This window comes from Myroides sp. C4067 (genome assembly GCF_038039665.1).
Lineage (GTDB): Bacteria > Bacteroidota > Bacteroidia > Flavobacteriales > Flavobacteriaceae > Flavobacterium > Flavobacterium odoratimimum.
This window is the reverse complement of sequence record NZ_JBBPHJ010000005.1, coordinates 193,902-217,278: the sequence shown is the minus strand read 5'-3', so window position 1 is coordinate 217,278 and position 23,377 is coordinate 193,902. Positions and strand designations below refer to the sequence as shown.

At 34.4% G+C, this 23,377-nt stretch carries 23 protein-coding genes; 5 read left to right on the top strand and 18 right to left on the bottom strand.

Features of this window, described 5'->3' with window-relative positions; all coding sequences use genetic code 11:
- Window positions 1–11 precede the first annotated feature (11 nt).
- Window positions 12–725, top strand: a complete 714-nt coding sequence (locus tag AABL87_RS05550; RefSeq protein WP_341277060.1) for a pyridoxine 5'-phosphate synthase — start codon at window positions 12–14, stop codon at window positions 723–725.
- Window positions 725–1,495, top strand: coding sequence for an alpha/beta fold hydrolase (locus tag AABL87_RS05545; RefSeq protein ID WP_006257331.1), 771 nt, complete (start codon window positions 725–727; stop codon window positions 1,493–1,495). Before AABL87_RS05550 ends, AABL87_RS05545 begins: the two co-directional genes overlap by 1 nt.
- A gap of 185 nt (window positions 1,496–1,680) precedes the next feature.
- Here the strand turns inward: AABL87_RS05545 and AABL87_RS05540 are convergent, their stop codons facing one another.
- From AABL87_RS05540 to AABL87_RS05530, 3 genes are read right to left on the bottom strand one after another with little or no spacing between them, the layout of a single operon-like run.
- Window positions 1,681–2,190: a gamma carbonic anhydrase family protein gene (locus tag AABL87_RS05540; protein ID WP_006257332.1), complete on the bottom strand. Its 510-nt coding sequence runs from the start codon at window positions 2,188–2,190 to the stop codon at window positions 1,681–1,683.
- A gap of 49 nt (window positions 2,191–2,239) precedes the next feature.
- Window positions 2,240–3,244: a PorP/SprF family type IX secretion system membrane protein gene (locus AABL87_RS05535; protein ID WP_006257333.1), complete on the bottom strand. Its 1,005-nt coding sequence runs from the start codon at window positions 3,242–3,244 to the stop codon at window positions 2,240–2,242.
- Between the two features lie 7 nt (window positions 3,245–3,251).
- Window positions 3,252–5,867, bottom strand: a complete 2,616-nt coding sequence (locus tag AABL87_RS05530; protein ID WP_006257334.1) for a T9SS type B sorting domain-containing protein — start codon at window positions 5,865–5,867, stop codon at window positions 3,252–3,254.
- Window positions 5,868–5,993: 126 nt separating this feature from the next.
- Between AABL87_RS05530 and AABL87_RS05525 the strand changes: the two genes are divergently transcribed.
- Window positions 5,994–6,893 (top strand): NifU family protein, encoded by a 900-nt coding sequence (locus AABL87_RS05525; RefSeq protein WP_006257335.1) that lies wholly within the window; start codon window positions 5,994–5,996, stop codon window positions 6,891–6,893.
- A 175-nt stretch (window positions 6,894–7,068) separates the two neighbouring features.
- Here AABL87_RS05525 and AABL87_RS05520 read toward each other — a convergent pair whose 3' ends face one another.
- A complete protein-coding gene (locus AABL87_RS05520) occupies window positions 7,069–9,348 on the bottom strand; it encodes an inorganic phosphate transporter (RefSeq protein WP_006257336.1) in 2,280 nt (759 codons plus the stop codon).
- A 152-nt stretch (window positions 9,349–9,500) separates the two neighbouring features.
- On the opposite strand from AABL87_RS05520, the gene AABL87_RS05515 reads away from it, so the two are divergent.
- Entirely contained in the window at window positions 9,501–11,504 is a 2,004-nt protein-coding gene (locus AABL87_RS05515; protein WP_286417973.1) for a thioredoxin domain-containing protein, read from the top strand.
- Window positions 11,505–11,507: 3 nt separating this feature from the next.
- On the top strand, window positions 11,508–12,275 hold the full coding sequence (locus tag AABL87_RS05510; RefSeq protein ID WP_341277059.1) for a mechanosensitive ion channel family protein: 768 nt from the start codon (window positions 11,508–11,510) through the stop codon (window positions 12,273–12,275).
- Window positions 12,276–12,339: 64 nt separating this feature from the next.
- Here AABL87_RS05510 and tsaB read toward each other — a convergent pair whose 3' ends face one another.
- From tsaB to gcvH, 14 genes are all read right to left on the bottom strand, one after another.
- A complete protein-coding gene (gene tsaB / locus AABL87_RS05505; RefSeq protein WP_006257339.1) occupies window positions 12,340–13,011 on the bottom strand; it encodes a tRNA (adenosine(37)-N6)-threonylcarbamoyltransferase complex dimerization subunit type 1 TsaB in 672 nt (223 codons plus the stop codon).
- Between the two features lie 2 nt (window positions 13,012–13,013).
- A complete protein-coding gene (locus AABL87_RS05500; protein ID WP_006266314.1) occupies window positions 13,014–14,264 on the bottom strand; it encodes an efflux RND transporter periplasmic adaptor subunit in 1,251 nt (416 codons plus the stop codon).
- 4 nt (window positions 14,265–14,268) lie between these two features.
- On the bottom strand, window positions 14,269–15,708 hold the full coding sequence (locus AABL87_RS05495) for a TolC family protein (RefSeq protein ID WP_025125381.1): 1,440 nt from the start codon (window positions 15,706–15,708) through the stop codon (window positions 14,269–14,271).
- 86 nt (window positions 15,709–15,794) lie between these two features.
- A complete protein-coding gene (locus tag AABL87_RS05490; protein ID WP_006257342.1) occupies window positions 15,795–16,028 on the bottom strand; it encodes a hypothetical protein in 234 nt (77 codons plus the stop codon).
- 12 nt (window positions 16,029–16,040) lie between these two features.
- Entirely contained in the window at window positions 16,041–16,580 is a 540-nt protein-coding gene (locus AABL87_RS05485) for a DUF420 domain-containing protein (protein ID WP_006257343.1), read from the bottom strand.
- Between the two features lie 10 nt (window positions 16,581–16,590).
- A complete protein-coding gene (locus AABL87_RS05480; protein WP_006257344.1) occupies window positions 16,591–17,214 on the bottom strand; it encodes an SCO family protein in 624 nt (207 codons plus the stop codon).
- A 1-nt stretch (window position 17,215) separates the two neighbouring features.
- On the bottom strand, window positions 17,216–17,836 hold the full coding sequence (locus AABL87_RS05475) for a hypothetical protein (RefSeq protein WP_006262808.1): 621 nt from the start codon (window positions 17,834–17,836) through the stop codon (window positions 17,216–17,218).
- Between the two features lie 116 nt (window positions 17,837–17,952).
- The gene (locus AABL87_RS05470; protein ID WP_006257346.1) at window positions 17,953–18,309 is read right to left on the bottom strand and encodes a cytochrome C oxidase subunit IV family protein; all 357 of its coding nucleotides are present in this window, start codon (window positions 18,307–18,309) and stop codon (window positions 17,953–17,955) included.
- A gap of 18 nt (window positions 18,310–18,327) precedes the next feature.
- Entirely contained in the window at window positions 18,328–19,308 is a 981-nt protein-coding gene (locus AABL87_RS05465) for a cytochrome c oxidase subunit 3 (protein WP_286417970.1), read from the bottom strand.
- Window positions 19,309–19,352: 44 nt separating this feature from the next.
- The gene (locus tag AABL87_RS05460) at window positions 19,353–19,934 is read right to left on the bottom strand and encodes a cytochrome c oxidase subunit 3 (RefSeq protein WP_006257348.1); all 582 of its coding nucleotides are present in this window, start codon (window positions 19,932–19,934) and stop codon (window positions 19,353–19,355) included.
- 6 nt (window positions 19,935–19,940) lie between these two features.
- Window positions 19,941–20,855 carry a heme o synthase gene (gene cyoE, locus AABL87_RS05455; RefSeq protein WP_006257349.1) on the bottom strand — a complete coding sequence of 305 codons (915 nt, stop codon included), beginning with the start codon at window positions 20,853–20,855 and terminating at the stop codon, window positions 19,941–19,943.
- 955 nt (window positions 20,856–21,810) lie between these two features.
- Entirely contained in the window at window positions 21,811–22,557 is a 747-nt protein-coding gene (gene deoC / locus AABL87_RS05450) for a deoxyribose-phosphate aldolase (RefSeq protein WP_006257350.1), read from the bottom strand.
- Between the two features lie 57 nt (window positions 22,558–22,614).
- Window positions 22,615–22,995 (bottom strand): VanZ family protein, encoded by a 381-nt coding sequence (locus tag AABL87_RS05445; RefSeq protein ID WP_006257351.1) that lies wholly within the window; start codon window positions 22,993–22,995, stop codon window positions 22,615–22,617.
- Window positions 22,985–23,365 carry a glycine cleavage system protein GcvH gene (gene gcvH / locus AABL87_RS05440; RefSeq protein ID WP_006257352.1) on the bottom strand — a complete coding sequence of 127 codons (381 nt, stop codon included), beginning with the start codon at window positions 23,363–23,365 and terminating at the stop codon, window positions 22,985–22,987. Before gcvH ends, AABL87_RS05445 begins: the two co-directional genes overlap by 11 nt.
- Window positions 23,366–23,377 lie beyond the last annotated feature (12 nt).

The window sequence follows — 23,377 nt, the reverse complement described above, 5'->3', positions numbered from 1 at the left end:
AACTTAATTTTATGACTAAGCTATCTGTTAATATCAACAAAATTGCTACTCTAAGAAACTCAAGAGGAGGAGATGTTCCTAATTTATTGCAAGTAGCCAAAGATGTACAAAAATTCGGAGCTCAAGGAGTAACTATACACCCTAGACCTGACGAAAGACATATTCGTTATCAAGATGCACGTGATTTAGTAGACGTAGTCTACACTGAATATAATATAGAAGGTAATCCTATGGATAACTTCTTAAACTTAGTATATGAGTGCAAACCTACCCAAGTAACATTAGTTCCCGATGCTGTAGATGCACTTACTTCTAATGCTGGATGGGATACCATTAAACACAAAGCATTCTTACAAGAAGTAATTCAAGAGTGTAAATCACGTAATATTCGTACTTCTATTTTCGTAGATCCAGTATTAGAAATGGTAGAAGGTGCTAAAGTTGTAGGTGCTGACCGCATTGAGTTATATACTGAAAACTTTGCTGCTGAATATGCAAAAGGAAATGAAAACGCTGTCATACCTTATACTCAAGCTGCTGAATTAGCAAACCAACTTGGATTAGGAATTAATGCAGGACACGATTTAAGTCTTGACAACATTGAATTCTTTAAAAACAATATTCCTAACCTACTAGAGGTTTCTATAGGTCATGCCTTAATATCTGAATCTCTTTACCTAGGATTAGAAAATGTAGTAAATATGTACATCAGAAAATTACAATAATGGCAGATATATTATACTCTAAAATAGAAGGCGAAGGTATCCCTTTAATTGTTATGCATGGATATATGGGAATGTCTGACAACTGGAATACTTTTGGTAAACAAATGGCAGAAGTAGGTTACGAAGTACACCTATTAGATCTTAGAAATCACGGTCGCAGTTTTCATTCTGACGATTGGTCTTATGATTTTATGGTAGAGGACATCGTTCGTTATATGGATTATCACGCTATATGTGATGCTATCATATTAGGACACTCTATGGGAGGAAAAGTAGCGATGAAGTTAGCCACTCGTTACCCAGCTAAAGTAGAAAAACTAATTGTAGCAGATATTTCACCGCGCAGCTACGCCCCACATCATCAGGATATATTAGCAGCGCTTAACGCTGTTGACTTCTCTACTAAACCAAGTCGAAAAGAAGTAGAAGAAACCATCGCTTCTCATATTCCCGAAATCGGTACACGACTTTTCTTATTAAAAAGTTTATACTGGGTAGAACCAGGACAACTAGGTTTCAGATTCAATCTGAATGCTTTTAATCAAAATGAAGATGTCGTAGGTGAAGGTGTAGAAGAAGGTGCTGAATACACAGGAGACACGTTATTCATTAGAGGGGGAAACTCTAAGTACATTCAAGAAAAGGATGAAGTACTTATCCAAGAACACTTCCCTAATGCAATCATCAAAACGATTCCAAATACAGGACATTGGTTACATGCAGAGAACCCTCAAATGTTCTTCGATATCGTTAAAGAGTTTCTAGGATAGACAAAAAAATATCACTTATAATAAAGGTCTAATACTTCGTCAGTATTAGACCTTTATTTATATGTAAAATGTAGTTCTCATTCGCCTTGTTCTCATTCGCCTTGTTCTCGTTACCGCGACTTTATGTATATTACCTACAACTTGTATATAATTGTACAAATTCTTAATTCTTAATTCTTAATTAATCATTTGTACCAACTAGAATACATCACATAATTATCTGCTATACGCTCTACCTCACCCCCAAAGTCTGACGCACTTATATCTTTTACCTTTTTAGCAGGCATACCAGCATATATAGAACCTGCCTCTACTACCGTATTCTGAGTGACAACAGCGCCAGCAGCAATTATTGTATTGCTGTGTACAACACAATTATCCATTACAATAGCTCCCATACCAATTAATACATTATCATGTATTGTACATCCATGCACCATAGCATTATGCCCTATAGAAACATTATTACCGATCACAGTCGGATGCTTTAAGTAGGTACAATGGACAATAGCCCCATCTTGTATATTCACCTTATCGCCTATCGTAATAGAATTCACATCACCGCGAATGACAGCATTGAACCATACACTACACTTCTCTCCGAATGTAACATCACCTACTATAGTGGCATTCTCTGCCACATAGCAGTCCTCAGGTATTTGAGGATATTTTCCTCTTATTTCTTTTATAATCATAATATATAGCAATAAAAAATCCCGATAAATATCGGGATTTTTTTATTATTTAATCTTTTGCAGTTGGACAATTACACTCTAAACTTGTACGTTTAGGAAATATATTAAACCCTACTGTAAACTGATGGAAAGCACCATCACCGAAAGTAAGATCTCCCATTAGTTTAGTATAAGAGTATGCAAAACTAACATTCTTATAGTTTCCTCCTAGCATTGGAGAGATATACTGATAACGTTGTGTTTTAGACTTCCCATTCTCGAAATAATCTGTTCCATTAAAGTTAGATCTAAAAGACGCTCCAGCCCAAATCTTACCAAAATCAAACTGTCTATAAACCTTCATATTAACATCTAGTGCAAAATCCTCACGCTCTTCAGTATACTGAGCTAATATAGATGGCTCATAGATCCAACCTGTTCCATATCTCGTATTTCCAAATGCATACCCTGCACCTAAAATATATTTTCTAAAGTTATTGCTCTCTGTATCCGAGTATAATTTACTAGAACTCGTTACCGCATTCTTCACTGTAAACATAGAGAAGAAATTCTGATAGTGATAAGCTGCACCAAAATCAACTGAGAAATAAGAATCTTTTAATTCTAGTCCTCCTGCTACATTAGGATCAAATCCTCCAAACTCACTCTCATCTAACTTCGTCTGAGCAAAACCTGCACTCAATCCAAATGACAATTGGTTTAAGTCATAACGTGACTCACTAAAGGTAATATGGTGAGCATACGTCGCTTTAAAACCAGTCTGTGAGTGATAACCATTCTTATCATTGAATCCGATAATTCCGATAGCTGATTGATCGGTTAGACGAGTACTGGCATTCATTGTCATAAGACGAGGAGCATCATCTACACCACTCCACTGTTGTCTTACAGTCAATCTAACATTCGTACTATTCTTAATACCTGCCATAGCAGGATGTAAAAGATAATAGTTATCTGCTAAATATTCAGAATTTACCGTTAGTCCTTCTTGTGCAAAACCAATTTGAGAAATCAATAATGCTATAGCTAAATAGCGCTTCTTTATTATATTCATAACTTAATTATCTTTTTAAAGAAAAGTGTCCTTTATAACTTACCTTACGTCCATTCATATCATTCGGAGCTTTAAAATCATTTACAAACTCCACAGTGAACCAATAATCTGTAGACGGCATCGGTTTTCCATTCCATGTTCCATCCCATCCCTCTGTATGTGGGCTTAACTGTTTTAACAATCTACCTGAACGATCATAGATATAAATACGAGCCTCATTGTGTCCTTTTAGACCTGGTATATTCCATGTATCATTATATCCATCTCCATTAGGAGTAAAATACTTAGGATAACCAAACACTGAGAATTTAACTGATGTAGAACATCCTGTTACTCTATTTCTTGCATAAGCAATATGTTCTCCGATTGGTATATTATAAAACTGACTTGAAGGTTGGAATGCACTATTATCAATAGCAAAATCATAACCATCTGTAATAGGACTTGTTCCTCCATCTAATACACCTAAGCGCACCATCGTCTCTCCTTTTTCATCAATCTCCATACTGTTCAGCATTCCTGTTGCATCTACTCCTTCCACTACCGCTACTGGTGGTGCTTTTACTGTCCATACTATCGTCTCTGTTGAACAAGACTGTACTCCAGGATAAGGAGAAGTAGCATAGCTTGCTATTGCTCTATAATTACCAGATTTATCTATCTTAATCGAAGTCTGGTTCCCACTTCCAGGTACTGTATTATACACTATCCACCCATTCTCTCGACTTACTTCATATTGCCATGTTATAACAATAGGTCTACCTTTTACATCCTTATTCTCCACACTTAATACGACAGGAGCTATTTCATTCGTCTCTGTATTAATACAAAGTTGTTGAGTGCTTTCTTTAGGGAAATAATCTATAGCTAATTCTACCCCAAGAGAAACTTTAAAAGAAGAGTAATTATCCGCCTTACAATCGAAACCTTCCGTCATGATCACTCTAGTATAAATCGGTCCTTTTACTTCTCCCATCTTAATAGGGTAAGCCGTTACTTTACTCTCAGGCATACGGTTTACATCAGCTTCTGCATCCTTTTCATTTTCATAATATACAGTTGTTATTTTATCTGTAGGATTTAAGTTTGGTGTATTTGTAATAGAAGTTTTCCCCATTACAGTCCCCTCATATCTTCTTAAATTCACAGTAGATTCTCCTGTATTATTTTCTACTTGACAGTAATGAAAAACTTGAGTTGACACTTCTGCTGTCTTTAAATTATCATATCCTAAAGAAGCGTAGAAAAAAGCAGTATTGAAATTCTTATCTTCTAAATTCGTTAAACGAGCCCATATCTTGCGAGTCTCATTTAACTTCACTGTTATCTCTACTCCTACTATTTTATTTGTATTCGCGATTGCGTCTTCCTCTGAATTAAAATATCCTATAGAATATTTTCCCTTAGGATCAAATCCTTCTGCTGCTTGTTCTTCATCTGTAGCTATGGTACGCCCATCAGCTATTACTTTTGTTTGACCATCTATAGTCAAACTGTATGAAGCAATCTTACTATCACAATAAGAAACATTCTGAAGAGGAGGAATAATTGGTTTATCTATTACTTTAAACACTACTTTCTGACTTGTTGATACAAGAGGATTAGCTGATTTAGCCAACTTATAAGAAATGCGTGCAGTAGCATCTGTCCCATGCGCTCCCTCATAAGGTTTAGAGATATCTATTGGATTCTCATTTCTCTGAGCATCATAAGCAGTCTTGTGAAAAGTAATCGTATAATAGTCTGGATTTTCACCAGTGCCTAATAAAGCAGGTATTGTCTTTTTCAAGTCGTAATTACCATATCTATTTGTATCGTCTTTTCTTGTCTCTACAGATTCTAATACTGGGTTAACGCCACTCACTTTTAACTTCTCTACAAAAAGCGTGAACTGACGTGTAGCAGTCTCTCCATCAAGAACGATCTTCGCTTCAATTAATTGGTTCTTATTTGTAGTAAACTTATTAATCTCAGCATCTGTTAGCTTAGTTTTACTAGTACCATCTACTTTGAAAAGCTCTGTATTAGAATTTCCGTAGTACAACTGGTTTTTATCCTCTAACAAAACAAATGTAGCATTACCTTCTTTATCAGCATTTTGATACTGATCAGGACGTCCTGTAACTCTATCATTTAATGTAGCTCCTTCTTCTGGCTTCACTTTAATTAAAAATGGGCTAACCGTTACTTTTGTAGCATCTACTACAGATTGCACTCTAAGAAACCTAGTCAATGGTGCTGTAGTAGGATTAAACTTATCCTCATAAAGAATTTCGCTTATTATTTTATTCGTATTGCGATTAGCTTCATCTTGAGTATTGTGAAAACTATAGATATATCCTTCAGGAACAATAGCATTTCCCTCAGCATCTACAACTAATCCAGTTGTTTTGTTTTTTATTGCCTCACCTAAGAATACTCTAAAATTCCCTGATGTGCTATTCTTTGGAAGAGCCTGTTCTATATCATGAGGTTTCCCAACTTTCACCTCAGGTTTTGGCTCATCTTGGTCATTATATACCTCAACTATCTCTCTATTACCTAGATATTCAAAAGGGTTTATACCTCCAGCTACAGCTCCTACTGACAGAACTCCTGAAAGTACAAATAATGAAAGCCACATTCTTTTGCCCATTTTATCGCTATATTAAATTGTTAGTGCTTACTAATGTTAATTAATTGTTTAAAAATCTTATCTTCGTGACGCTTAGCATTTTTCTTTGCTAATTTTGAAAAAAACTAAATTAACATGTCAAAAATACAAATTCAAAATACGTCAAACCCAACAATTATAAAATTTGTTTTACCAGATTTTATAGCTAAGGGAGAAAACCACGAGTTCAAAAATATTGATGAGACTGCAGAATCACCTTTAGCGAAGGAATTATTCTATCTTCCTTTTGTTAAAACGGTTTATATCTCAAATAATTTTATCGCCATCGAAAAATTTTCAATTGTCGAGTGGGATGATGTAAAAGAAACCGTTGCAGATCAGATAGAACTATTCTTGGCTAAAGGTAAGAAAATCTTAATAGATTCTAAAAAAGAAATAAAAAAGCAACCAATTACTATTTACGCTGAATCAACACCAAATCCTTCAGTAATTAAATTCGTTGCCAATAAATTATTAACAAAAAAAGGTGTAGAGTTTAAAAATATAGATGAAGCTAGTGCTTCTCCTCTTGCTAAAGAGCTTTTTAAACAATCTTTCGTTAAAGAAGTATTCATTGATGAGAACTATGTTTCTATTTCTAAATATGACTCTTTCGAATGGGATCAATTAGTACAGGTTACTCGTGCCTTTATCAAAGAGTTCTTAGAAAATGGTAATCTAGCAGTAGACGAATCGCTTATTCATGATGTTAAAGCAATTGAGGCGGCAGCTGACGAACACTTTGACTCTTTAGATGAAAAGTCTCAACGCATCATTAATATCCTTGAAGAAAACGTAAAACCTGCTGTACAAGCTGATGGTGGTAATATCGCTTTCCAAAAATATGACCAGGAGTCTAATATTGTACATGTACTTTTACAAGGAGCATGTAGCGGATGTCCTTCTTCTACATTCACTTTAAAGAATGGTATAGAAGGAATGCTAAGACATATGCTTAACGATGAGAAAATCATTGTAGAAGCTTATAACGGATAGTAAACAACTAGATATAAAGAAAAAGGTAGCATTATAAATGCTACCTTTTTTTGTGCTTTATTATCTAAGTAGAAGGTAGAAAATCAGAAATCTACTTCATTACACTCCTAAATATCATAAAAACAAAATGAGGTTGCCTAGGCAACCTCATTTCTTCACTTAAATTAAATATAGATTAGCTCATTCTTTTGAATGACTTCCTCTTAACATCAATTTCGAAATCTCGAAACAATTCTAACAATCCAATTGTAGACTTGATTAGATCATCAGTCTCAAATAAAATAGAGAAGTATAACTTACTATTTTTAGGACTTGTCTCTGTCGTACGAATACGAATGATTTGTTTCTGGATTAACTTATCTACAGTAGCGATTAAATCATCTTTTTCCTGTAGGATTTCTTCTATCTCAGAGAATTTTTCTTCTGTAAATAATATGATTACTTTATCGAATAATACTTGAAGCTTTTTATCTATTAGTTTTAAATCTCTAATTTGATTAAACTTCAGTTTCTTATGGTTATTGTCAATATGCGTATAACTATTCTGAGCAATAAAATTGATAGACTTAATCATATCTTGTAGATACCCTAGCGTCAATACATAGAATTTACTTGCTTCTACAGAAGTTTCATCTAGATTTTTAATAAAGAAGTACACATTACCACGTAAGTTATCCACTTCTTTTTCTAGCTTCTTAAGCTGCTTTCTACTTTTCTTTAATTCTGTCAATTCTTGCAGAGCCACACCATCTATCACCGAAGTATATAATTCATTTGCTCTTGTAATCACATTAGCGATTTGAGAAGAACTTTCTGAAGCTACCCCTTGGATAGTCATAATATCAACGCTATCTAACTTCGCTTCATTATCTGCTTTTTCTTTTGTCTTCTTATTATACATTTTATTACTTCTGTATAATAAAATTCCCACTAGAATTAACATTCCTACTAAAGCGTAGATCTCTCCTATTTTTAATACATAAGCGATCACAAAAGAAGCAATAAATGCTACAATAGCTGTTACGAACCAACCACCTATCACATTAAACACCCCTGCTACACGATACACAGCTGAGTCTCTATCCCATGCTCTATCCGCAAATGATGTACCCATCGCCACCATAAAAGTCACATAAGTAGTTGATAGTGGTAATTTCATAGAAGTACCGATAGAGATCAAGATACTCGCCACAATAAGGTTCACTGAAGCACGTACCATATCGAATGCTGGTTCATCCTTTGGAGTTCTACTCTTTGGTTTCTTAGGAATCTCAAAGCGCTTATCCATTTTGAGCTGTAGTGATTTTGGCAAGAAGTAATTCACTCCCATACCGATTAACACCATACCTCTAACGATAACCTTAGACAGAATATTAGGTGAGAATTTCTCCTCTGTACTTCCTGTATCTTGTCTTGCCAAGCTCATTTCTGTCTCGATTACATTCTTCGCTTTCTTAGATGTCCATAAAGTATACACCATGATAATACCTGCAATGGCTAAAAAATAGAAAGGAGCAACTACACTCTCTTCTGCTAACTTATGCATCATATAAGTATCAGGAGACTGACCCGATGCCATAAAGAACTCAAATGATTGGAATGCTGCAATAGGCACACCTATAAAGTTCACTAAGTCATTACCTGCAAAAGCCAATGCTAATGCAAATGTTCCGATAACGATAATTACTCTAAGTATATTTAACTTAAAGATACTCATCAGTAATTGAGAGAATATAGTCCAAAACACTAAACTAATCCCTATAATAGTTAACTGATTATCTCCAATCCAGTTACTAGTTTCTTTTGTAATAAAACTTGCACCTTTTAATCCTTTTACCAAGATAAAGAAAGTAATAGCAGTAATAGCTACCCCTCCGAATATCGCTCCGAAGTATTTCAACTTTTGTTCCACTTGGAAGGTAAAGATCAACCTAGAAACGTATTGTACTAAAGTACCTAACGTAAAAGAAAGTATTACTGACAGTAAGATACTGACTACAATCTCGGTGGCCTTCTCCGTATTGATATAATCTGGCAACATAGACCAGCTATCGTTATTAGATACGATTTTGATTACAGCAAGACATACTGCAGAACCTAATAATTCGAAAACAATAGATACTGTAGTAGATGTTGGCAACCCTAAAGAGTTAAACACATCCAGAAGTAGTACATCGGTAATCATCACCGCGAGGAAGATGACCATCACATCATTAAAGGAGAACATACTAGGGACGAATATACCACTTCGGGCTATCTCCATCATCCCTCCTGAAAATATCGCTCCTACTAGAATACCTAGTGAAGCTACAATCATAATTGTCTTAAAAGTAACCGCTTTTGAACCCAATGCTGAATTCAAGAAGTTCACCGCATCGTTACTTACTCCAACAGTTAAATCGATAATAGCTAATACCCCAAGGGCTATAAGCATTACAATAAAAATCTGTTCCATTTATAAATTCTATTTAAATTAAGTGTGCCGCAAAATTGATTATAATAATTCACACCTATGTTAACTTAACGTTATTAATCCTTCTGCTTCTTTTTATAGTTAAAATACATTTGAGTACTTTTGTTAAGCAACAACAATATCAGAATCTCATCATGAATTTATTACACTTAGAATCAAGCCCTTACTTATTACAACATGCCAATAACCCTATTTATTGGAAAGCATGGAATAAAGAAACTTTAACACGAGCTGAGCAGGAAGACAAACTTATTATTATCAGCATAGGATACTCTACTTGTCACTGGTGTCATGTTATGGAAAAAGAAAGTTTTGAGAACCAAGAGGTAGCAGATATTATGAATCAACATTTTATCTCTATCAAGGTTGATCGTGAAGAGCTTCCTCATCTAGATAACTTCTATATGAAAGCAATCCAAATTATGACGAAACAAGGAGGATGGCCTTTAAATGTAGTTTGCCTACCAGATGGTAGACCTATCTGGGGTGGTACTTATTTTAAGAAAGAAGCATGGATAGATTCTTTATCACAGTTACATCACCTGTACAAAGAAAAACGCGATACTGTACTTGACTTTGCTACTCAACTTCAAGAAGGGATATCTATTCTTAGCCAAGCACCTATAGCACAAGAAGACTCTAGATTCAATACTGAACTTGTATTAGAGAATTGGAAGAAGAGTTTTGATTGGGAATATGGAGGGTATACACGAACGCCAAAGTTCATGATGCCTACTAACTTACTATACTTACAGAAAAAAGGAGTATTACACCGAGATCAACAATTATTAGAATACATAGACCTTACGTTAACTAGAATGGCATGGGGAGGTCTATTTGATACAGTAGAAGGTGGTTTCTCTAGATATTCTGTCGATCATAAATGGCATATTCCTCACTTCGAAAAAATGCTTTATGACAATGCACAACTGTTATCTGTATATGCAGATGGATATAAACGTACTCACAATAAACTCTACAAAGAAGTTATTGACAAGACAATTAATTTTACTACTAACAATTGGGCTAATGGTGAAGGAGGATATTATTCAGCACTAGATGCAGACAGTTTAGACAGTCACAACCAGCTGGAAGAAGGTGCTTTCTATATTTGGACAATAGAAGAATTAAAAGAATTAGTCCAACAAGATTTCCCTTTATTCAGTACTGTATTTAATATCAATTCTTTTGGACATTGGGAGAACAACCAATATGTATTAATCCAAACCCGTGAATTAATAGATATCGCTAACGAGAATAATATCCCTCTTGAAGACTTAGAAAATAAAAAAAAGCAATGGGAAACAGCTCTAAGACAGTATAGAGCGAATAGACCTAAGCCACGCCTAGATGACAAAACACTCACTTCGTGGAATGCTATGTACATCACAGGATTATTAGATGCATACACGGCTACTCAAAACACAGCTTATCTAGAACAAGCTAAAGCATTACACCTATTCATCCACAATAACCTATGGTGTGAAGAGCGTGGACTATTGCGTACGTATAAAGATGGAAATGCCAAGATAGAAGCTTTCTTAGACGATTATGCCTTTTATATACAAGGATTAATTTATCTATTTGAACACACAGAAGAACAACAATACATCACAGAAGCCAAAAATCTTATGGACTACTCTTTAGACCACTTCTTAGATCACGAGAGCAAGTTCTTTTATTTTAGCAAGCATAACCAAGAAGATACTATTACACCAGCGATAGAAACAGAGGATAATGTTATCCCTTCTTCTAACGCGATTATGGCTATAAATTTATACAAACTCGGTTTGCTATACGAGAATAGTTACTACAGTGATCTCACAATTAATATGATGAATACTGTACTATCTACTGTTGATTATCCTTCAGCATACTCACATTGGCTATTGCTACAACTATATTTAGAGCAACCTCTTGAATTAACATGGGTGGGTGCAGATGCTCTACAACATAACCTATCGAGAAGAGAAAACATAATAACGAGAGCTTCTGTATTCTCAGTATCCTCACCATCAACTGTACCTTACTTAGCTAAATATACTCCTACAGAAGAAACTTTACATTATATTTGTATAGAAAGAGCATGTTTAGCACCTGATACAGATCATACACAGATAGATAATTATACTTTATAAAATATGCAAAAATTAGATACTTTATTATCTAGATATATTGAAGATATTATTACCTATATACCTGAGATAGTGACTTCACTTATTATCTTAGGTATAGGTCTATGGGTTATTCGCTTCTTACAGAGATTAGCAAAAAGAATATTCTTAAAAAAGAATATAGACCCTACTTTCTCTAGCTTTATTCTAGATGTATTAATCTGGGGAATGCGAATACTCTTATTTGTTATCATCGCCTCAAAGCTAGGTATACAAACTAGTTCATTCGTAGCGATTATTGGTGCGATGAGTTTAGCCATTGGTCTTTCATTACAAGGATCATTGAGTAACTTCGCTGGAGGTGTATTAATTATTCTATTTAAACCATTTAGAATAGGAGATATTATAGAGGCACAGGGAGAAACAGGTAAAGTACTAACCATACATATCTTCTCCACTCAGGTACTAACTTATCAGAACAATATAGTGTATATCCCTAACGGAGTACTATCTAATGGTAAGATTAAAAATATTACACAGAACAACCTTAGAAGAGCTGAAATAGCAGTGCAAACAACTCTACTTAAAAACACAACAGTCTTTATAGAAAAACTACAAGAGGAGCTAGATTCCTATGACAAAGTACTTTCACAACCAAGACCTAGAATATTAATTAGGGAGTTATTAGACACTAAGATTACATATACCGTACAGATATGGGTAGAGAATGATAACTATACCGTTGCCACATCTTATGTCCTGTTAAAAGCTAGAGAAATAAGTGATGCGCTATAATAGATATTCATTCAATAAATAAGGGCTAACAATCTATAGATTAGTAGCCCTTATTTATTATTATTTATTTCTTCTTTTGAATGAGAACAAAGTCTTTAAGATAGAAAGGCTCAAAGTAAGCCACATCTACAAATTCTTCTTTCACATACTTATCATAAGCCATCACTCCCATTTCACTTGCAGAAGGATATGTAATCTCAGGATAGTACATAAAACCTTCCGTACCTAATGTTTCCTTACACTTCATTGCTCCATCCCCTATCAGATGTAATTTTGTTCCTTTATATTGATTAAAAGAGTTTTCATCAATAACGATTGCCTCTATTTCACTTAATTTATTATACTCTTTATCAAAGACTGCGGAGAACACTTCCATACGTCTAGCATCTAGCATTGGTACGATCAGTCCTTCTGTCACCTCCACCTGTCTTGCTAATATCTCTAAAGTGTCTAATGCTATTAAAGGAATCGACAATCCATAACAAAGCCCCTTCACTGAAGATACTCCTATGCGCAAGCCTGTATAGGATCCTGGTCCTTGACTAATCGCTATAGCCGAAAGATCTTTTAAAGTCTTGTTATTCTCTTTTAATATTTCTTCTACAAAAACGTGTAGCTTCTCAGCATGAGAGAAATTCTCTTCTGCTATCTCCTTACACGCTATTACTTCTCCAGTCACTGATAATGAGACAGAACAGTTCTTAGTAGCTGTCTCAATAGATAAAATCGTTATCATTATTATTTTTTACTTTCTACTTCTACTTTATCTCCATGTTGAAGGATTCTACTTACAGTCGAATATGGTCCTGTAATAATCACATCCTCAGCATGAAGCCCTTCTATTATTTGAATATTCGAGTCGTCTTTTATTCCAGTTTTCACAAATTTAAGCTTTGCTGTACCGCCATCATTAACGAATATAGCTTCTCTCATAAGCTCTTTATCGAATATCTTCTTTCCTTCTGTTTTATTCATAACAGTATCAGTAGGTGTTTTCATTACCACAGCACTAATAGGTACCGCATAAATATCATTCTTAACATCAGTAATAATATCTACAGCTGCAGTCATACCTGGTCTAAATGGAGAGTAATTCTCAATATCCTTTTTTACCAAGTCTTGGTATGATTCTGCTAAGATTTTAATCTTTACTTTAAAAGTCGTTACCTGATCAGCTGATACTGTCTGATTAGAAGCAGAATTAGAAATACTAGTAACTACACCTCTAAACTCTTTTTTTAGATATGCATCGACACTGATTCTTGTCTCATCCCCTAATTTCACTTTTACGATATCATTTTCATTAATATCGACTTCTACCTCCATTCCACTAAGGTTAGCCACTCTTAAAATCTCCGTACCTGCCATCTGTTGGGTACCTAACACTCGCTCTCCTAACTCTACATTCACTCTAGAAATCGTACCATAAGCTGGTGCGTATATCGTCGTTCGAAGAAGATTAGCTTTTGACTCTGCTAGTGCAGCCCTAGAACTCTCTACATTATAATAAGCAGAAGATTGAGCTGCTTTAGCCACTTCATACGTTCGCACTACTAGATCCCATTCAGAACGCGAAATCACTCCCTTGTCATACAATCTACTATTTCGATCATAATTAGATTTAGCCTCTTTTAACTGAGCTTCAGCCTGTGATAATCCAGCTTTACTCGTCGCTAACATCGCCTCTACTCTCTCCATAGCAGAAGTATATAAGTCTGGATTAATTACGACTAATAGATCTCCCTTATTAACGACCTGTCCTTCTTTGATTGGCAAATTTATGATTTCTCCAGATACTTCTGAAGATATTTTAATCTCTATTTCGGGTTGTATCTTTCCTGTACCTGATACTGTCTCGATAATATTCGTCTTTTCTAATTCTATCGTTTCTACTTTAGTACGATCTTCTTCTTTACCGAAAACAAACTTTCCAATAAGTAAGACAGCCACTATAAGGATACCAACTACTATGATGTATTTTTTCTTCATCTCTCTAATGTTTAAAAAGTGGGATACCAAAATAATACTCTAGTATCTTGGTTTTAAAAATGTATTCATATTTAGACTTTAATAAATCTGACTGTGCCGTCACAAATAAAGTCTGATTTTGATTTAATTCAAAGATATTAATTAAGCCAACAGAATAACGCTCCTTTGAGTACTCTAGAGACAGCTTCCTTGCTTCAAGACTTGCATTACTAGCCTCATACTTCTGATAAGCACTCTCCGTATCTGTATAAGCCTTAAACACGAGCTGCTCTAAATTCAGTGCAATTACCTCTCTTTCATTCTCTATCTGTTGTAGCGTAAGTTTTTTTAATTTGATACTATTTCGAGTAGAGAAACCATTAAAAATAGGTATCGTTAGACTTAAACCAAAATTCGAATTAAAGTTATCACTAAACTGATTGAAAAAAGAATTAGGCCCACCGTATACAGCCATACTATTCTGTCGCAATACACGCTGATTAGATCCTTCTACATACCCTACTTCAGAAGTAGATTCTAATAAGCGATTTCCTACTAATCGATCTTGGTAATTCATATTCGTACCTAGATTATAAAATGCTTGTAGAGTAGGGCTATAAGCAGACTTAGCTATACTTACATCTTTTTCTGCCATCAGCACATTCGTTTCTGCTGTTTTGATATCTGTCAATACTTCAGTAGCTCTATTAGTAATATCTTGAGGGCTATAGCTAAGCATACTTGACTCTGACACTTCATAGTCCGTATCTACAATATCAAAAGATTCATAGGACTTGATTTGAAGCAATTGAGCTAAGTTTAAACGAGCCATCACTAGTTCATTCTGTGAAATAATTAATCGCTGTGTATCTATAGCCACAGTCGCTTTGGCTTCTAACAAATCACCTGCTGGTACAACACCTTCATTCACTAACTCTTGCGTACGCTCCTGCTGACTCTTGTCATATTCTAATTGCGTTTGATTCGTCTTTACCAATTCTTTATTAAACAAAATCTGCAAATAAGAATTAATCACATTCAACGCAATATCCTCCTTCATCTTTTGCAACTTATACTGAGAAGCTAGATGTGATAATCTAGCCTTGACCAACATATTCTGTTTCTTCAGTCCTCCGTATAAATCTACTTTCATACCCAGACCTAAATTTGTCGCTTGAATAGTCTTACTATCTACCATACCTGTTAACTGATCTGGCTGATCTGCGATAGTCCATGAATGACTTCCGGTTAAATTGACATTAGGCATGAAGCTGCCTATCGCGATATCCTTATTAATCTCTGCGCTTTGTTCATCTAACTCATACTGCTTAATACGAATATTATTCTCTATTGCATAGTCAATACACTTCTCTAATGACCATAGAGTACGTTCTTGTCCTTTCACAAAAGAACAATATAAACCCAGTACTATACAAGTACCTTTTAGAAAGTAGCGATTAACCATATTCGATATACTCTTCTGAAATTAATAATTAATTATAACTCAAGTATAAAGTAATAAAAAAAACCGCTACTATTAGCGGTTTTCTGTTATGATTTTGTACTTTTTTTGTTTTTATATACTCTATAACTAAAATACATAGCAAAAGCAACAAGCAAATACGGAAATATCATTAGGTACACTATTCCGTCGTTTACAGCTTCTGCTTTCACTCCTCCGTCTTCTGTCTCTAATGTAGCTCGACACATCGCACACTGAGCAAATGCCTCACCCGAAAAGAAAAATACAGAAAACAGCAGACCCCAAACTAACTTTTTCATCATTACTTAATTGTATTAGTTAATATAATAAGGCGAAATCATCAAGTAAACGATAACTCCTGTCACAGCTACATACAACCACATAGGGTAAGTAATACGAGCTAACTTTTTATGTCTAGCATAAGATCCAGAAATACCACGTACAAACGTGAACAAAACAAAAGGAATAATGATAATAGACAATAAAATATGGGTAATCAAAATAAAGAAATAGATAGGACGTATAATTCCCTCTCCTCCAAACTTCGTCTCAATAGAAGTCATGTGATAAGCCACATACATCGCTAAAAAAGCTACTGAACATGCAATACACAATTTGATTAAACGCTCGTGTAATTGCTTATTTCCTTTTTTAATAGCCATTACTGCCCATACTAATAATACAGCGGTAAGTCCATTAATAGTAGCGTAGATTGGAGGTAAAAATGATAACGGTTTTACATCATATCCTAGTTTCTGTAGATTAACTCCAAATAGGATAGCTACTACCACAGGTATTGCTATAGAAAGTATCCATATCCACTTATTGTACTTTTGTTCAATATTGTTTTCCATTTTAATAATATTATTCTTCTAATAATGCTTTTATATCCTCCTTTAACCAAGCAACACCTTCATCACTGGTCCCATCGTAATAAACTACAGGATTACCATGCTCATCTTTACGAGAACGAATATTCCCTTCCTTATCTATCAGGGCAAATAAACCTGAATGTTCAAAACCACCTGGTGCATCAGGATTAACTCCTGTGTATAAATTAAACTTCTTCGCTAAATCATAAATATACTTAGCATCTCCTGTCATCATATGCCAATATGGATTCTTCACTCCTAATCCTTCTGCATGAGTATGTAGAGCCTCTACAGTATCACGAGTAGGGTCTATCGTAATAGAAGCAATACCAAAGTCTAATTTGCCATAGAATGTATCTTGTATTTTCAACATATTCGCATTCATAATAGGGCAGATAGTAGGACAGTTAGCAAAGAAGAATTCTACTAAATATACTTTCCCTTTATAATTATCATTGGTAATCGTCTTATTATTGTGATCCACTAATTCAAATTTAGGTGCAGTACCTATAATTTCTAAATCAGCTTTCTCAAACTTTTTAATAATCTTAGGCACAGCCCAAATTCCAAATATTAAAATAATAAGTGAGATCCAGATATACGACTTGTCTTTCATATTATTCGTTTGTATTAATTCGTTTATATTTTTTTAATGCTAATCGATACTCAGCTAAAAGCACTTTTACATCATCCATCATATCATTATTTAACTCTGCTGCTGATATTGTTGAGTAACCTTCCTTATACTCATAATTCCCTATTTTATTCTCTCCTTTACGTCCACGTACATTTCGGTCTTTATCCACTAGATATACATTGCTACTAGCTAAGTCACTATCTAACTTACCAACAAGACCCAATGAATTAAAGAACTCTTGTATCTCTTCAGGTTTTAAGAATAGATAATTCCAATTAGACATATCAGAGATCGGGCTTAACTCATCCACTACCTTCTGAGCGGCTTCCTCACTTCCATAAGGCAATACCATCACCAACTGAAAATCTTCAAAATCTTTATATCGCTTATATATCTTCTGATTTAAATTAAAGGCATCTCCACGATCACGGAACAAATGCGCTCCTGGGAAACCTAATACGGTAATCTTACCGTCTAAAGAAGGCATCTTCTCCAAGGACGAAGTTCCTTTCGGAAAATCCTGAACACCTTCAGTAATTATAGGCAAACGCTTAAATTGATTAACACCTGTTGCAAAGAATAAGTATGCACAAATAGGCATCACAAACAGCAACGTTAGAATTAAATATTTTTTCATTTTTACACAATGTTGACTAACTAACAAAAATAAAAAAAGGCGGTCAATAAACCGCCTTTAAAATATATAATAATATGTTATTAAAATATCCACTTATATTGTGAGTTTTGGAATACATCGAAGATGTAATTACCTTCTGTCAATACTAAAGTGATTAAATACACACATAAGAAAGTAAGAACTCCAGCTACAGACCATCTGAATGCCGATTTCTCTTGTTCTAAGTGCATAAACGCCCACATAATGTAGTATGCCTTAACAATCGTTAAGATAATGAAGATATAGTTCAATAAACTCAATCCAAAAATATGTACGTGATGTAGAGATTCTGGTTTAATAATACCTAAGATAACCTCTACTAGAGTAACTACAGACATGATTACGAATACTGTCCATATTCTCTTTGTATTTGAATGATGTGCTCCTTCTGCTGCCATTTTACTTTATTTTTAAAATTAAACTAAATAGAAGAATGTAAATACGAACACCCATACTAAATCCACAAAGTGCCAGTATAATCCTCCTTTTTCAACCATTTCGTAAGAACCTCTTCTTTGGTAAGTTCCTAATAATACGTTGAAGAAAATTACTACATTAATTAAAATCCCTGTAAATACGTGGAATCCGTGGAATCCAGTAATGAAGAAGAAGAAATCTGCGAATACTTTATGTCCGTACTCATTGCGGATTAAGTTAGCTCCTTCTACTACTAATACAGCATCTTCTAAACGTTTAACTGATTGCTCTCTAGTTAAAATTTCTTTGTGCTTAGCATCTGTAGTTAATTGAGTTCTAATTCTTACGTTAGGATTAGCTTCAAAACCTGCTTTTACTTCTGCTAAAGAATATGTAGGTGCATTCTCTCCTTTTACAAACCAAGTAGCTTTAGCTCTTGTTAAAGTAGCCTCATCTCTGTTTGGATCTACTTTTGCAAAATCACCTAATGCAATTTGTTTACCATCTTCTCCTACGAACTGTAAGATAGATCCTCCACGAGTCTCTACTGCTCCGTAAGTTCCGTTAATAAAGTTTTTCCACTCCCATGCTTGTGATCCTAAGAATACTAAACCTCCTACGATCGTTAAGAACATGTACACTGCTACTTTATTCTTTTTCATTTGATGTCCAGCATCTACAGCTAATACCATAGTAACCGAAGAGAAAATTAAAATAAAAGTCATCAATGCCACATAGAACATCGGCGCATCTACACCGTGTAAAAATGGAAAGTGATTAAATACTTCGTCCGCAATCGGCCAAGTATCCATGAATTTGTAACGAGTAAACCCGTATCCTACAAGGAATCCACAAAAAGTTAATGAATCTGATAATATGAAATACCACATCATCATTTTACCATAGCTTACTTTAAGAGGCTCATTTCCTCCACCCCAAGTAGTTTCTTTAGTAGCTGCTGTAGTAACTGTCGCTCCCATAAAATGTTGTTAGTTATAAAGTTTTCAAATTTAGTTTATTTTTTTTATTTAAAGAATGTAAAAAATAAAAACAAATAAATCCACAATAAATCCAAAAAGTGCCAAAACCATGCACACAATTCAATTCCAATATATTGCTGTGAATTATACTTTTGTTTAAAATGATTATAAATTACATACAATAGTGATAAAACCCCTCCAGCTAAGTGAGCGATGTGTACTATTACGATCACATATAAAAATGATGTGGTAATCGTACTCTCACTCCCAGTGAAGAAATATCCCATAGATATTACCTCATTAAAGCCTTTGAACTGCAAAAAAACGAATAACAATCCTAATATCAAAGTAGAAACTAGATAAGTAGTTGTTTTATTGCGATCATTTTGTTTTATAGCCTTATATGCTAAGTGCATAGTAACGCTACTTATTGCGATTGCTAATGTACTATATAAAAAAGAATTTGGCAATTGAAACTCTGCTAACCAGTCTGGACGTGACTTACTTACTACATAAGCACTCGTTAGACCAGCGAAGACCATCATAATACTACCTATCCCGAAAAGCATCATCACCTTTAATGCCTTTCCTTTTCTTTCGTATTGTTCTTGAGCTGTTATATCCATTTATTGTTATCTTAAAATTTTATCAAGTATATAGATTATCTGTATTAACGAAATATACGTCACACTCACTAACATCAGTGAACGTGCTGCCTTATCTGTTCTTTTCTTATACAGTTTTATTCCTGCCCATAACATCCATAATCCTGCTAATAACACTAGCACAGCTGATACAGGTGTTAGGTATAATCTACCTGTAACTCCAAATGCAGGGAATACAGACGCAATGATTAACCAAATCGTGTATAAGATAATCTGTGTCGCAGTCTTAGAATCCTTCTCTCCTGTAGGTAACATAGAGAATCCTCCCTTTTTATAGTCGTCATATAAGAACCAACCAATAGCCCAGAAGTGTGGGAACTGCCAGAAAAACTGAATAATAAATAATGTTCCTGCCTCTATACCAAAGTTATTAGTAGCCGCTACCCATCCTAACATGAAAGGAATAGCACCTGGGAAAGCTCCTACGAAAACTGATAGAGGGGTAATAGTCTTTAACGGTGTATATACACTCGTGTACAAAAAGATAGAGATAGCACCGAACATAGCCGTCTTAGGATTCACTACATAAAGGATAGCGATACCTAATACTGTAAGCGTACAAGCTAAAATAAAAGCTGCACTAGGCTTAACTCTTCCAGACGCGATAGGACGATTCATAGTACGAGTCATCTTCGCATCTAGCTCTCTCTCTATAATTTGATTAAATACATTAGAAGCACCTACCATACAGTATCCTCCTATAGCAAGAGCTAGTACTGTAAGAATGTCAATACTTCCTAAATCGGGTATAGCTAAAAAGTAACCAGCTATGGTAGAAAAAACTACGCTGAGTGCCAACCCCATTTTAGTCATTTCTTTAAACTCCGTCAACACAGAAGTTGACGTATTTTTTTCAGACGATAAATTCAAAGCTGTTTTCATTTGTTTTTAATGATGTGCAAATATAGTTCAATTTTTAAAACAATACCTAAAAACAAACGTGACAGCCTTTAATATAACCTTTTTTTAAATATCCTCAGTCTTTAGTGTTCTAAAAAAAAAACATTCAAATAAATCAGCACTTTCACAAAAGAAACATTGATGATAATCACAAACAACTAAGATTGCTATGACTATCAAAACGAATTAAATATGTTTTTTAACAATTCTTACACTTATACCAATAGCTACTAAGTCAATTTAATGCAATTCACAACCAAAATAATACAACTTGTATTCTTCTCTTTTTCTAAATTCCAACACTAAAATATAGAAACACAAGGATAATCCTCTTCAAAAAACAAAGCCATAAAACACATCCAATGTTATCTACTTTCTGACTTAGAAATAAAAATTCTACAAGGCATTATAGTTATTCAACAACAATAAAATAGAATGCAACCATCTTATCAAAGTAATCCTGATAACAAAACACCTTTTTAGAAAAAATACAACGCTATTCATTCCAACATTAATACGCTATGCAGCTTTATTATCAATTCAAAAACAGGCTTAAATAAACAGCATTACAAAAAAACAATAATCTACTTATTTACAACATCTTAAACCTTTCTAATCGGCAGTTATCGCATAGTGGTCGCATAGTGTTGCCATACTGCTCGCATATTTTTGGCTAGTTTTAATGCTATCACTACCCTATCATTATTCCATAACCATCTCATCGTACCCATAATGATTCCTTATGCATATACGATATTATAACCCTCTTCGCTATTTCTAATTAAAAACAATAAGTTTAAAAGCTTATCTAAACATTCAATGCACTTATCTAATACTTGTGATAAAACTCCTTAAAACCGCAAAAAAGCATCTCACAACAAGGCACAAAAAAAGAGCATCTAGTTTAGATGCTCTCATATAGAACTAAAATGTAATCTTAGTAATTATCTACTGTACCTGATCCGTCAACAATGATCTTAGCAGAAGAAGTTCCTAGACGTTTCACTCCTAAATCAATTAATTTGATCGCGAAGTCTTTATCACGTACTCCTCCAGAAGCTTTTACAGGTAGAGGCCCAGCGTTCTCTAACATTAAAATCATTGCTTCTAGTGTAGCACCATTCGGTTTACCACCTTCTGTTTTATAGAATCCTGTTGAAGATTTCACAAACACTTTCTCATAATCTTTCTCATTGAACTTCGATAACACCACATTTTTAATCAATGCTGTTAACTGCACAATTTGATTATCTGTCAAAGCAGCAGTCTCTATAATCCACTTCACTACTTTTCCAGCATCAAGACCTAGCTTCGTACACTCTGCTACTTCTTTTTTTACTTGTTCTACTTCTCCTTTTTGGAAAGCAGTATAATCAACTACATAGTCAATCTCATCCACCCCATCAGCAATGGCTTGTTTAGCTTCAGCTAACTTCGCCTCTAGACCGCGGTTCCCTTCTGGAAAATCTATAACTGTACCGATCGCCACCTTTGAGTTAGCAGCATCCACCATTTTTCGTCCCATCTTTACTTGGTCAGGGCGAATCATTGCTAATTTAAATTTCTCATCAATTGCTTCTTGAATTAAATCAGCTACTACCTGATTATTTTCTACTTCAGTTAAACCAGCTTGATCAGCTAATTTTAAATAAGTAGAATCCATAAATTCCCTTAAGTCTCTCATAATCTAAATATATTTAAAACAAAAAAAATGACCCCGTGATGGGGTCATTTTTAAATCTTATTTCTTTCTTCTAAAAAGAGTCAAACATAGTAATACCCCAAATAAACTACCTAGACAGTTTGCTAATTCGTCAGCCCATTCTGCACTTCGAGAAGAAGTGAAGTAATACTGTAATAACTCTACAGTGCCTCCCATTAAACTAGCAATAGTAAAGATAAGAATACTTACCCAAATTCTAGACCTATTTGGCTTACTTTTCACTAAATATACAAACCAAATTATGGAAAATACAAAATAAAAAGTAAAATGTGCTACTTTGTCTTTATATGGGATATCAAATCTTGGTGCTTTTGCAATAGTATCACTATCCAACAGGCAACCTGCTAATACAAGACCTGTCCATAGTATTCCTAATACAAAAAAAGTTTTACGCCCCAATCAATTCTTTATATTGTGCATCTGATAATAAAGATGATACTTCATCCATATTAGACACTTTTACTTTAATCATCCATCCTGCTCCGTAAGGATCAGTATTCACTAACTCTGGCTCTGTATCTAAGCCTTCGTTAAACTCGATCACCTCTCCTGACAATGGTAAGAATAAGTCAGAAACGGTTTTTACTGCTTCTACAGTTCCGAAAACTTCATCTCTATCTAAAGTTTGATCCAATGTCTCAACTTCTACATAAACGATATCTCCAAGTTCTCTCTGAGCGAAGTCAGTAATTCCAATTGTAGCAACATCTCCTTCGATAGCTACCCACTCGTGATCTTTAGTGTACTTTAAATTAGCTGGTATATTCATTATAATAAGTTT